Origin of the sequence: Streptomyces sp. NPDC047917 (genome assembly GCF_043204345.1) — a bacterium.
Taxonomy (GTDB): Bacteria; Actinomycetota; Actinomycetes; order Streptomycetales; family Streptomycetaceae; genus Streptomyces; species Streptomyces sanglieri.
Map to the genome: position 1 here is coordinate 14,611 of NZ_JBIDCA010000006.1, position 12,416 is coordinate 27,026.

Annotated in this window: 9 protein-coding genes; 8 read left to right on the forward strand and 1 reads right to left on the reverse strand. The window is 70.9% G+C overall.

All coding sequences use genetic code 11. From position 1 onward, the window contains the following. Positions 1-144: 144 nt before the first annotated feature. Entirely contained in the window at positions 145-4,077 is a 3,933-nt protein-coding gene (eccCa, locus tag ACGF8B_RS15435; RefSeq protein WP_392739274.1) for a type VII secretion protein EccCa, read from the reverse strand. A gap of 299 nt (positions 4,078-4,376) precedes the next feature. Here eccCa and eccD point away from each other — a divergent pair, with 299 nt between their 5' ends. The 8 genes from eccD (at position 4,377) to ACGF8B_RS15475 (ending at position 12,397) form a co-directional block, all read left to right on the forward strand. After that, positions 4,377-5,777, forward strand: a complete 1,401-nt coding sequence (gene eccD / locus ACGF8B_RS15440) for a type VII secretion integral membrane protein EccD (protein WP_392738403.1) — start codon at positions 4,377-4,379, stop codon at positions 5,775-5,777. A gap of 17 nt (positions 5,778-5,794) precedes the next feature. Further along, positions 5,795-7,354: a type VII secretion protein EccB gene (gene eccB / locus ACGF8B_RS15445; protein ID WP_392738406.1), complete on the forward strand. Its 1,560-nt coding sequence runs from the start codon at positions 5,795-5,797 to the stop codon at positions 7,352-7,354. A 103-nt stretch (positions 7,355-7,457) separates the two neighbouring features. Further along, the gene (locus tag ACGF8B_RS15450; RefSeq protein WP_241196407.1) at positions 7,458-7,823 is read left to right on the forward strand and encodes a hypothetical protein; all 366 of its coding nucleotides are present in this window, start codon (positions 7,458-7,460) and stop codon (positions 7,821-7,823) included. Between the two features lie 109 nt (positions 7,824-7,932). Beyond that, positions 7,933-8,256, forward strand: coding sequence for a WXG100 family type VII secretion target (locus ACGF8B_RS15455; protein WP_259930064.1), 324 nt, complete (start codon positions 7,933-7,935; stop codon positions 8,254-8,256). A gap of 13 nt (positions 8,257-8,269) precedes the next feature. After that, a complete protein-coding gene (locus ACGF8B_RS15460; protein WP_342280486.1) occupies positions 8,270-8,713 on the forward strand; it encodes a type VII secretion system-associated protein in 444 nt (147 codons plus the stop codon). A gap of 135 nt (positions 8,714-8,848) precedes the next feature. Then, positions 8,849-11,530, forward strand: a complete 2,682-nt coding sequence (locus ACGF8B_RS15465) for an AAWKG family protein (RefSeq protein WP_392738411.1) — start codon at positions 8,849-8,851, stop codon at positions 11,528-11,530. A 20-nt stretch (positions 11,531-11,550) separates the two neighbouring features. Next, a complete protein-coding gene (locus tag ACGF8B_RS15470; RefSeq protein WP_392739276.1) occupies positions 11,551-12,045 on the forward strand; it encodes a YbaB/EbfC family nucleoid-associated protein in 495 nt (164 codons plus the stop codon). 7 nt (positions 12,046-12,052) lie between these two features. Then, positions 12,053-12,397, forward strand: coding sequence for a hypothetical protein (locus ACGF8B_RS15475; protein WP_392738413.1), 345 nt, complete (start codon positions 12,053-12,055; stop codon positions 12,395-12,397). The last annotated feature ends 19 nt before the right edge of the window (positions 12,398-12,416 follow it).

The window sequence follows — 12,416 nt, forward strand, 5'->3', positions numbered from 1 at the left end:
GCGGGGGGGGGCGCGCCCGGGGGCGGCGCCGGGGGGGGGGGTCGGGGGGGCCGCCGCCGGGGGGGGGGCGCGGGGGGGGGGGGGGCCCCCCCCCCGGGGGGGGGGGCCGGGGGGCCCCCCCCCCCGCGCCCCTCGTTGTGCGGCTCAGTCCCCGGCCTCCTCGGCCAGTGCCGTCTGTACGAGGGTGGCCTTGCGCCGGACGATGTACTGGGCCCGGCCCGGCGGCAGGTTGCGCGGCTTCACGTTGCCGAACACATAGCCCTCGGACGGCGGGCAGGACAGCAGCATGCCGGGCGTGTTGACCTCGTCCAGGCGGCGCAGCAACTGGTCGTTGAGGCCGCGGCCGGAGCCGGTGGCCGACCGCACCGCCACCACGTGCAGACCGACCTCGTAGCCGAGCGCGAGATGGTCCAGGAGCGGGGCGAACGGGTGGTCGTAGGAGCCGGTGCCGCTGACCATGTCGTAGTCGTCGATCAGGACGAACAGCCGGGGCCCGGTCCACCAGTCGCACTGCCGCATCCGGGACGGGGCGATGTCCGGGCCGGGGAGCCTGGTCTTGATGGCGCGGGCCGCGCCGCCGACCATCTCGCGCAGGGCGTCGACCGCGACGACGTGTCCCAGGCGGTACTCCTCGGGTACGGCGTCGACCAGTTCGCGGCGGTAGTCCACCACCAGGATGCGGGCCTCGGCCGAGGTGTACCTGGCGGTGATGGAACGGACCAGCAGACGCAGCAGGTTGGTCTTGCCGCTCTCGCTGTCGCCGATGCCGATCAGGTGCGGGGTGCGCCCGAAGTCGTGCCAGACCGGCGAGAGGGTCTCCTCGTCCAGGCCGATCGGGACGCGCAGTCCCTCGGTGCGCTCCGGCTCCGGGAGTTCGGCGGCCGGGAGGCGGTGCGGCAGCATCCGTACCGGCGGGGCCGGCGGTCCCTGCCAGTGTCCGGCGATCCGGTCCACCAGGTCGGCGACGCCCTCGGCGAGGTCGTCGGCGCTGTCGCTGCCGTCGATGCGGGGCAGGGCGGTCAGGAAGTGGAGCTTGCCCTCCATGGTGAGGCCGCGGCCGGCGCCGCGCGGCACGGTGGCCGCCTTGCGGATGTCGATCATCGAGTCCATCGGGTCGCCGAGCTTGAGCTCCAGCCTGGTCAGCGACTGGTCGCGGACCTGGGCGGGGAGTTCGATCCAGCGGGCGGTGGTGACGACCAGGTGGACGCCGTAGTTGAGGCCGCGGGAGGCGATCTGGTGGAAGGTGGGGATCAGCGAGTCGAAGTCCTGCTTGACCGTGGCCCAGCCGTCCACGACCAGGAAGACGTCGCCGTGCGGTTCTTCGGGGAACTCCCCGGCGGCGCGGCGGCGCCGGTAGGAGGCCATCGAGTCGATGCCGTGGTCCTGGAAGAACTGCTCGCGTTCGTTGAGCACGGCGGTCACCTCGGCGACCGTGCGGCTGATGCGTTCGGTGTCGAGCCGGCCGGCGACGCCGCCGACGTGCGGCAGCCGGGACAGTGCGGAGAGTGCGCCGCCGCCGAAGTCCAGGCAGTAGAACTGCACTTCGCGCGGGGTGTGGGTGAGGGCGAGCGCGCTGATCAGGGTCCGTACCACGGTCGACTTGCCGCTCTGCGCACCGCCCGCGACCGCGACGTGGCCGCCGGCGGCGGAGAGGTCCACCGTCAGCGGGTCGCGGCGCTGCTCGAACGGCATGTCCACGAGTCCCAGCGGCACCTTGAGCCTGCCCGGCCCCGCGGTGCCCGCCGGGGTCAGGCCCCGTTCCGGATGGGGCTCGGGCGAGGGCAGCAGCAGGTCGAGGGCGGGCGGCAGATCCAGCGGCGGCAGCCACACCTGGTGGGCGGCCGGTCCGGAGCCGCGCAGCCGGTCCAGGGCGACGGAGAGCAGTGTGTCGCCGGTGTCGGGCTCCTCGGCCGAGGCGGCCGGTTCGGGGTCGGGGGTACGGGCGGGCGCCCGCGGCACGACCCAGTCGGTGGTCCAGGGCATCACCTGGCTGGCGACCCTGGCCTGCACGGCCGCGCCGCGCCGCTTGCGGTAGGGGCCGGAGACGTACGCCGCGCGGAAGCGGGTCAGCGCCTCGACGCCGCTCTTCAGGAAGCCGCTGCCGGGCTGGGAGGGCAGCTGGTAGGCGTCGGGCACGCCGAGCACACCGCGCGACTCCATCGCGGAGAAGGTGCGCAGCCCCACCCGGTAGGAGAGGTGGCTCTCCAGCTGGTGCATGCGGCCCTCGTCCAGTCGCTGGGAGGCGAGCAGCAGATGGACCCCGAGTGAACGGCCGAGCCGTCCGATCATCACGAACAAGTCCATGAACTCGCGGTGCGCGGAGAGCAGTTCGCTGAACTCGTCGACGACGACGAAGAGGCTGGGGAGCGGTTCGAGATCGGCGCCGGCCGCGCGGGCCTTCTCGTACTCCAGCGCGGAGGTGTGGTTCCCGGCGCTGCGCAGCAGCTCCTGGCGGCGGACGAGTTCGCCGTGCAGGGCGTCCTGCATGCGCTCCACGAGGGCGACTTCGTCGGCCAGGTTGGTGATCACCGCGGAGGTGTGCGGGAGTTCGTCGAGACCGAGGAAGGTGGCGCCGCCCTTGAAGTCCACCAGGATGAAATTGAGTGTTTCGGAAGAGTTCGTGAGGGCGAGGCCGAGCACGAGGGTGCGCAGCAGCTCGCTCTTGCCGGATCCGGTGGCGCCGATCAGCATGCCGTGCGGGCCCATGCCGCCCTGCGCGGACTCCTTGATGTCCAGTTCCACCGGGATCCCGTCGGCGCCGACGGCGACCGGGACGCGCAGCCGGGCGGCGCCGGTGGAGCGTTCCCAGAGGGTGGCCGGCTCGTGCCGGTACAGGTCGGGGATGCCGAGCAGGGTGGTGAGTTCGACGTCGGTGTCCAGCGGCTGGGCGGCGTCCGCCGAGAGGCTCATCCGGTACGGCGCGAGCAGCCTGGCCAGCGCTTCCGCGGCGGCCGGGCCCATGGCGTCGGGGCGGCCGAGGAGGGTGGTCTGCTCCTTGCGGCTGCGGTCGGTGCGTACGAGGTTCAGGGCGTCGGGCTGCACGTCAAGGCGCAGGGTGGTGCGGCCGGGGCGCCAGCTGAGGGCGCCGGACAGGTCGAGCACGACGACGTTGCGCAGTCCGGGGCCGTCCAGGCGGTGGCCGGTGGGCACGGTGGTGCCGTCGACGACGATCACCGTGAACGGTTCGTCGCGGCCGGGCACGGCCTCGGGGTCGAAGACGGGCCGCTCGGTGAATTCGGCGCCGAGCAGCTCCTCCAGGTCACGGAAGGCGGAGGCGACGAGCCGGGAGGGGCCGGCGCCGTCCTGTTCCTGGGCGTGCTGGCTGTGCGGGAGCCACTTGACCCATTCCCATTCGGCGCGCCGCTCGTCGGCGACGCACAGGGCGATCCACAGCTCCTCCGGCGGGTGGAAGAAGGCGAGCTGGGACAGGACGGCACGGACGGTGTCCCGTACGGCCCGCTCGTCGCCGCGGAACAGGATCCGGGTCCAGGACCGCAGGTAGAGCCCGGTGGGCTGGTCGGGGACGACTCCGTACGCCTTGATGAAGCGGCGCAGCGCGTGGGCGCAGAGCGGTTCGAGGTCCTCGACCGGTTTGGTCGCCGTCGGGGTGAGGCGCAGCGCGAGCTGCTGGTCGCCGACGGCTATGCGCACCTCGGCGAAGTCGTCGTCGGAGACCCGGCGCTCCCACAGCCGGGTGGAGCGCACCATGGTGCGCAGCACCCGGGGTTCGGGGTGCCGCCAGGCGAGGGCTTCCTGCTGGTCGCCGACCGCCTCGTGGACGCTGCGCCGGATCTGCGACAGGTAGCGCAGGTAGTCGCGCCGTTCGCCGCGCAGCCGCTGTTTGCGTTCGCCGCCCTTGCGCATCATCTGGCCGATGAGCATGGCGGCCGAGGCGGTGACCATCATGCCGAGTGCCAGGTAGGTGAACACACTGCTGCCGCCGCCCGGACGCATGAACATCAGCATCATGGACACCGACATCATGGCCATCGGGAGGTAGGTCCAGATCGCCGAGGAGTCGGGAACCGTCTCCGGCAGGGTCGGTGGCTCCTGGAGGTTCAGCTCTCCTTCGGGCATGTCCGGGCCGCGACGGCGGGCTGGGCGGCGGAAGAGGACCACACTCAACGAACAGACTCCTTCGACGACGGCGACGGCAGGCCGCGGACGGCGGCGGGCCGCCCGCCGTGACGGGTGGACCGGACCGGGATGGGCGCACAGGAGTGCCGGCCGGCGCACAAGCCGGACGGTTCCGGACCAACAGGGACTCGTGAGAGGTCCGTTGACGACGGCCCGGATGATGATCAGTAGTCTGCATCCGAATCACCAAGCGCGTCCACGTCGCATCCGACAAGTCCCCGAGAACGCGAGCCCTGACCTTGACCGACAGCTCCGTGGCGGGCCTGTGCCGCCTCACCATACGTGCCCCCGAAAAGACCATCGACCTTGCGGTGCCAGCCGATGTTCCGGTGGCCGATCTCCTTCCCACCGTGCTGCGTTACGCGGGTGAGGAACTGGAGGAGAACGGCCTGGACCACAGCGGCTGGGTGCTGCAACGGCTGGGTGGACCGGCCCTGGACGACGAGGGGACGCTGGAGACCCTCGATCTCAAGGACGGCGAGGTGCTGTATCTGCGCCCGCACACCGACGCCCTGCCCGAAGTGCGGCTGGACGATCTGGTCGACGGCATCGCCAGTGTGGTGCGCGACCGGCTGCACGGCTGGAGTGCCGACTCCAGCCGGCGGCTGCTGCGCGCCCTGTGCGTGCTGACGCTGGTCGCCGGACTGGCCCTGCTGGCCTGGCCGGGCGGCCCGGCCGGAGTGCGTGCCGCCGGGGCCGGCGCGGTGGGGGCGCTGTTGCTGGCGGGGGCCGCCTCGGCGAGCCGGGCGGTGGGTGACGCGGCGGCCGCCGCGGTGCTCGGGTCGATGGCGAGTCCGTATCTGGCGCTGGCCGGCTGGCTGCTGCCGGGCGGCGATCTGGGCGGACCCGATGTGCATCAGGTGCTCGGGGCGCGGCTGTTGGCGGCGGGGGCCGCCGGTGCGGGTGGTGCGGTGCTGGGGCTCGCGCTCGCGGCGGTGTCCGTGCCGTTCTTCCTGGCGACGGCGGTGTTCTGGTGTGCCGTCGCACTGGGCGGGGCACTGGCCGGGCCCGCCGGTCTGACGATGGACGGCGCGGCGACGGTGCTCGCCGCGCTGGCGGTGGTGCTGGGTGGTTTCGTTCCGGCCCTGGCGTTCAAGCTGGCGGGGATGCGGATGCCTTCGCTGCCGACCAATTCGCAGCAGCTCCAGGAGGGCATCGAGCCCTACGCGGGTGGGGACGTGACCACCCGTACCGAGCTGGCGAGCGGCTGGATGACCGCGCTCTACGGGGCGGCGGGCACCGTCTGCGCGGCCTCTCTCGTGGTGCTGGCCGACGATCCGAACCTGCCGGAGACGCTGACCGCCTCGGTGCTCTCGCTGCTTCTGCTGATGCACGGGCGCGGCATGGTCAATGTGCCGCAGCGGCTCGCGCTGCTGCTGCCCGGCATCTGGGGCGCCGCGCTGCTGACGCTGGCTCTCGCCGCGTCCCTGACGGCCGACGAGCGGCCGCTGCTGGTGGCGGGGCTCGTGGCGTTCACCGCGCTGCTGGCGATCGTGTCGTGGACGGTGCCCGGGCGCCGGCTGGTGCCGTACTGGGGCCGCGCGGCCGAACTGCTGCACTCGGCACTGGCGATCAGCCTGCTGCCGCTCGCGCTCTGGGTGCTCGGCGTCTTCGCCGCGCTCCGGGCGATCAACGGCTGACCCGGAAGGTATGCGACATGCAGTCCAAGCGTGACCAGGTCCAGGCCCACACCTTCGTGATGGGCCGGCTGACCTCGGGGATGCTGCTCGCCGACCCGGACGCCCCGGAGAGCCCGCTGGGGCGGACCACCCGCGGGGTGCTGGTCGGTGTGGTGATCACCGCGCTGGTGGCCGCCGGTTCGCTGGTGTACGGCCTCATGTCCCCCGGCGGCAACGACGCGTGGCGGGCGTCGGGGACCCTGGTGGTGAACCGGGAGACCGGTGCCCGTTACGTGTACGTGGACGGCCGGCTGCGTCCGGTGCGCAACTACGCCTCGGCGCTGCTGGTCGGCGACGGGAAGCTGAAGTCCGAGGACGTGGGCACGTCGTCGCTGAAGGGCACCGCGGTGGGCGCCCCGGTCGGGATACCGGGTGCGCCGGACTCCGTACCGGGGGTGCAGGACCTGGAGAAGGACCCGTGGCAGGTGTGCTCGGTGCTCGCGTCGGAGGCCGGGGCGGGCGCCGGGGGTTCGGGCGGCGCCACCGGCAGGAGCGGTGCGTTCACCGCGTTGGTGGCCGGTGCGCCGGTCGATGGGCGCGGGATGGGTGCCGGGCAGGGCCTGGTGGTGTCGGGGCCGGACCGGGCCCGGTACCTGGTCTGGCAGGGCAGCAGGCTGCGGCTGGACCGGAGCGGTAGCGCCGCGGTGTCGCTGGGGTACGGGTCGGTGACGCCCCGGCCGGTGTCGGCCGCGTTCCTGGACGCGCTGGTGCAGGGGCCGGACCTGGTGCCGCCGGCCGTGCCCGGCCGCGGTGGGGCGGGGCCGTCGCTGGGCGGGCGTCCGTCGAAGCTGGGGCAGGTGTTCCAGTCGCGCACTCCGGGGGCGGCACGCCAGTACTACCTGTTGCGCAAGGAGGGGCTGGTTCCGCTGACCGAGACCGGGGCGGCGCTGGCGCTGGGGGCCGCCGAGACCAAGGACCGGGCGTACGGCGGCGCGGCCCCGGCCGCGGTGGTGATCGGTGCGGCCGAGGTGAAGGCCGGGCTGGCGCCCGGTGCGGAGGGCAGCGAGCCCGTGCCGGCCGGTCTGCCGGCCACGCCGCCGCGCGCCGAGGCCGTACCGGCGGGCTGGGCGGCCTGCGCCCGGGTGCGGCCCGATCACGGGGACGGCACCCGGGTGACCGGTGCGCTGGTCCCGCTCGGCGCGCTGCCGCCTGCCTCCGCTGCGTCGCCGGAGCACATCGTCCCGGCCTGTCTGCCGGTGGACGCGACGGCGGTACGTCCGGGGCACGGGGCGCTGGTCAAGGCGCTGGGTGCCGGTGGCACCGATGTCGGCTCCACCACCTACTTCGTCGCGGACGACGGGGTGAAGTACCGGCTGCTCTCCCAGGCGGCGCAGAAGGCGCTGGGGTACGACGGTGCCGCCGCCCAGGCGCTCCCGTCACCGCTCCTGGCGATGCTGCCGTCCGGTCCCGACCTGAGCCCCGAAGCGGCCGCGGCGGGGCGCACGGTGGGCACCACGGCGCCCTCCTGCCCGCAGGCGGAGGGTGACGGGAACGGCGGCAAGGGCAACGGAGCATTGCCGACGGGTGAAAGAAGTTGATGGATCCTCAGGAAAAGCTCAGATGCGGACGAGGATCATTGAGCACACCACGGATCTGATCATAGGATCACCGCCATCCAGCAGTTGAGGCATGGGAGACACCGTGGCAGACGCAGGCGCTCAGGCGGCACCGGGCGGCAACCTCCAGCAGTCGAGCGAGAGCTCGACCAGGAACGGCATTCAGGCGCTTGAGGCCGCCTACAGCGGAATCCTCAAGTCCCGCCAGGACGTCGACGACACCCGCAACAACCTGAGCAAGGGATACCAGGGCAGCGACGGCGGCCAGTACGGTGCCCTGCTGAAGCAGTGGGACGACCAGGTCAACATCATCCTCCGCAACCTGGAGGACATGGTCGACAAGCTCAACACCAGCCTGGTGGAGCACGGCAAGACACAGGGCTCGTCCAACGACGCGATCAACCAGGCGTACAGCGCCTCGCAGAAGGCGTTCGACGACCTGATGGCGTAGGACCCGCCCCGGACGACGCATCCCGTCGTTCCGTCCGCCGGACGACCGGCACCCCTCGCCGCCACCGCGGCGGGGCACTCTTCCCAGGCAGTGAAGCGAGGTCTCCCCGATGCCCGACAACCTGACCGACGGTTACATCCTGGTCGACTACGGCCACATGAACAACGCCGGCGACGACATGGTCCGCCAGACCCAGGCGATCGCCCGGACCCTCGCGTCCCTGGAGGCGGAGCTCGGCGAGCTGCGCAAGACGTGGTACGGCTCCGACGCCGACACCTACCGCCAGAAGCAGGCCGCCTGGGACCAGGCGGTGCGGAACATGGAAACACTGCTCAACTCGCACGCGGCCCTGCTGACCGACATCTCGGGCAACTACAAGTACAGCGAGAACTCGCTGTCGCAGATGTGGTCCGAGATCGCCATCGGCCGCTGAGCGGGAGCCCCCGATGGCCGATCTGACCCACCTCGACGGCAAGAGCCTCAAGTCGTTCGCCGAGAACGACGTCACGGATTTCCAGACGGCGCTGGACAAGATCCGCAAGGACGACCCCAACGGTCTCAGGGCGCTCAAGAGCATCCTCGACGGGCGTACCACCCCGGGGACGCTCCAGCAGGACCCGGCGCTGGCCATCGGTCTGATGGGGACGGACGACAGTGTGCACGGCCAGTCCCTGGTGGCGGCGGTCAAGAAGGCGGCCGGCTCCGTGGACGAGATCTTCGAGAGTCAGCAGACGCTGTTCAAGCACATCAAGAGCGATCTGCTGACGACCATCGAGAAGCTGCTCAGCACTCAGGGCAAGAGTCTCGAATCGATCGACGGCGCCGCGCTGCTCGACATCTTCTCGGACGTGGACAAGGAACTGGGTCCGACCACCAAGACCGGTACCTGACCCGCCCGCCCCCGCCGGGGGCGGTCCGCTCCGGCGATCCGCCCGGGCCGCTCCGGCGGCCCGGGCCGGCCCGTCTGTGCACCGCCTCTTCTCCGCCCGCCCCGATCCTCCTTCTTCGCCCCCGGAGCGTTCCGCATGTCGACCCCCACTTCACAGAATTACGACGCCGACGACTACTGGGGGCAGGCCGTCACCAAGCTGACCGGCTATCCGATGCCCAGCCGCAAGGGCCTGTTCACCGGCCTGAGCAGCAAGGAGAAGAGCCCGCTCTTCCGGATGAGCCTGGACAAGATCGGTGTCCAGTCGGTGATCAACGCGGCCACGCAGGGTTCGCTGAAGAGCGACGGCCAGGACTACGACCTGTACTTCTACTCCAACAAGAACGGCCGCGTGGAGATGTACCACGCCCGGCTGGTCTTCATCGGCTCCTTCATGTCGGAGAAGGGGCGCAGCCGGGGGCTGGAGGCCAATGAGTCGCTGAGCGGCGGGAAGTACAAGGGCAAGTACGGCGACGACTTCGACATCGGCCCGCTCGGCCAGTACATGGGAGGGCCGGGGGCGGCCCTGGGCGCCCTGATCGATTCGAAGACCACGCACGGCGCGTCCTTCAACGGCGCCTCGGTGCCGGACGCGAACGTGGTGGACCTCAACTCCTTCCAGCGCACCGCCCAGGCCTTCGACCGGGCGGCCCAGTTCTTCGTCGACCAGTCGGCGGTCCTCGCGGGGTGGGAGAAGTCCCTGGGGAGCGAGCAGTCGGCCTGGAAGGGCCAGGCCGCGGGCATCTTCTGGCAACTGGTGCACCAGCTGAACGGGAACTACGACAACTACAAGGAACAGCTGGGCGCGGGGGACAAGTTCGACGCGGTCGGGGATCCCGCGTTTACACCGAAGTCCAACCATTCCAAGCAGCTGATGGCGGCGCAGCAGACGCTGCTGACCCAGGCGAAGTCGCTGCGAACGGCCTGGAACGCGTGGATGGGGCGCAACGAGCACGACCCGCACTTCCATCTGATCCAGGTCCTGGACGACATCCTGAACTGGCTGACCCAGCACAACATCCCGTTCATCACCTCGACGACCTCCACCGGGAACGTCATCAACCCCACCACCACGACGACGTACTCCACCAAGGACGGTTTCCAGGAACCGCATCCGACGTACGGCGATCTGACCGACATCCAGAACTGGGCCGCGGTGGGCAATGAGGCCGTCAAACGGTGGAACGACTTCATCGAGCAGCCGCACCCGGACATCGAGGGGCTCCAGGCCGGCCTGAACGGTACGGCGATGACGGTGCTGTCCGATCTCAACAACTCCTGGATCGACGCCACCACGCCGTTCGAGTCGCCGCTCACCACCAAGAACACCGGGTCGCTCACGGAGTTCTACACCAAGGAGAAGACCGAGAAGGCGAAGGAGGATGCGGACAAGAGCAGCAAGGACCTCAACACGGCCCTGGACAACCTCAACAAGGGCATCGGTGACATGGGGAACAACGTCACCAAGTCGCTCAACGACTTCGGGGGCGGGCCGGGCGGTCTGAAGGATCTGCTGGGCAATCCCGACACGAAGGATCTCAACGGTGACTCGGGCAACGGCCCCGGCGGTGACACCGGCAAGGACGTGACGAGCGACCTCAACAAGAACATCGACAAGATCCTCAACCCGGGCAACGGCGACTCGACCCAGGGCAACGGGGACACGACGCACACCGGCCCGCTGAACCCGACGATTCCGCCGCCCAACCTCCCCGGCAATTCGGTCCTGAACCCCGGTGGCGGGACCACCTCGCTCGACAAGAACCGCAACCTGGTCACGACGTACCCGAACGGCGACCGGGTGACGTACGACCCGAAGACCGGGAAGTACACGGTCACACCGCACCAGGGCAAGACCACGGTGCAGGACCTCAACCCGGGCCAGAGCGTGACCAACCCGGACGGCAGTGTCACCAAGCTGAACAAGGACGGCACGCTCACCACCACGTTCAAGGACGGCAGCCGGCAGATCGTCGATCCGGAGACCGGCAAGGTCACGAGCATCGACAAGAACGGCAAGGAGACGGTCACCGACCTGAACCCGAAGAACCAGTTCCAGTGGCCGCCGAACACCAACAACCACCTCACTCCCCCGCCGACCCACCAGGATCTCAATCACGACCTGAACCGTGACCTGAATCGCGATCTGAACCACGACCTGGACCGGGATCTCCACCGGGATCTGAACTCCCTGGGCGGGAACTCCCACACCTCGTCGAACAACTCCTCGTCCGGTGGCGGTCAGAACCGTTCCGGCAACGGCGACTACGAGGAGTACGACAGCACCTTCCACCCGGGCGGGACGCTGGGAGCGCCGCCCGGCGCCACCGGCAGCCAGCCCCCGGCCTCCCTGCCGGACACGGGCATCGGTTCGGGTTCGGGCACGTCGTCGGACGGCTCCACACCTCTCAACCCGATGATGCCGATGGGCGGCATGGGTGGGATGGGTGGCATGGGCGGGATGGGTGGCGCGGGTGCCGGTGGGCAGGCGGGCGGCTCGTCGGGCGAACGCGTCCGCAACGTCCTGACGGAGAGCGGCCCCGGCACGCGCGGCGGTTCGTCCCGCTCCGGCGGGCGGCGCGGCGCGGACGAGGAACGCAGCGCCCGCAGGGCCCGTACCGCCACCAGCTCCACGGCCGTCGCGGGCGGTACGGGCGGCGGCACCCAGGGCGGGCAGGCGACCGGCAGCGGTGAACGCGACCGGGTCCACTGGGTGGCCGAGGACGAGGACGTGTGGGGCGCGGAAGAGGGCGGCACGCCCACGGTGATCGGGCGGTGAGCGGGCGGATGGGCGGAGCGATGGACGGGGCGCCGCAGAGCGCGGGGCGCGGTGAGGTCTCGCCGTACGCCAGGTCCGTGGAGGCCCGGCTCGCCACGGCGATGGCCGAGCTGGAGGCCACCGAGAAGGGGGTGGCGAAGGCCGAGGCCGAACTGCGGCGGGCGACCCGCACCGTGCGGTCGGCGGACCGGTCGGTGGAGGTCACGGTCGGGCCGCAGGGCGAGCTGACCGCACTGCGGTTCCTGGAGGGGAAGTACCGGACGATGTCGCCCGGCGAGCTGTCGAATGCCGTGCTGGACGCGTTCGGCCGGGCGCGTACGGAGATGGCCCGCCAGGTCATGGAGACCTTCGAGCCGTTCACCCGGCCCAGCACCGAGGTGCCCGAGCTCACCGGGGTGGACATCGACTGGGCGCGGATCTTCGGGCCCGAGGTGCTCCAGGACCCGGAGGAGCGGGCCCGGCAGGAGTCGGGGCGCCGGCTGCGGGACGAGATCGACGAGGACGAGGAGCGCTGAACACCCCATGAGCGACGGCTACTTCGCCGAACCCGCCCGGATCCAGGCCGGGTTGCGGCAGATGTTCTCGATCAGTACCTCGATCGGCGCGATGGTGGACGACTTCGTCGTCGACGTGCGCGCCACGAGCGACTGGCCGGGTCAGGACGACAGCTTCGCCAAGGAGGTCATCCCGCAGGAGCAGAAGGAGCGGGAGAGCAGCAGCGAGACGGCGATCGCCCTGTCCGAAGCGGTCAACGGTGTGGCGCACGGTACCTCCGTCAACCTGAAGTCGATCACGTCCAACCAGAACAACATCCTGGACGCGATCCGGGACCACCGGATCAAGCCCAACACCAGCGGAAAGCGCTGACGGCAGAGAGCACGGCCCC

Coding starts and splice junctions, on each gene's coding strand:
- eccB (WP_392738406.1), top strand. CDS start 5,795: ATGCAGTCCAAGCGTGACCAGGTCCAGGCCCACACCTTCGTGATGGGC.
- ACGF8B_RS15455 (WP_259930064.1), top strand. CDS start 7,933: ATGCCCGACAACCTGACCGACGGTTACATCCTGGTCGACTACGGCCAC.
- ACGF8B_RS15465 (WP_392738411.1), top strand. CDS start 8,849: ATGTCGACCCCCACTTCACAGAATTACGACGCCGACGACTACTGGGGG.
- ACGF8B_RS15470 (WP_392739276.1), top strand. CDS start 11,551: ATGGACGGGGCGCCGCAGAGCGCGGGGCGCGGTGAGGTCTCGCCGTAC.
- eccCa (WP_392739274.1), bottom strand. CDS start 4,077: ATGCCCGAAGGAGAGCTGAACCTCCAGGAGCCACCGACCCTGCCGGAG.
- ACGF8B_RS15460 (WP_342280486.1), top strand. CDS start 8,270: ATGGCCGATCTGACCCACCTCGACGGCAAGAGCCTCAAGTCGTTCGCC.
- ACGF8B_RS15475 (WP_392738413.1), top strand. CDS start 12,053: ATGAGCGACGGCTACTTCGCCGAACCCGCCCGGATCCAGGCCGGGTTG.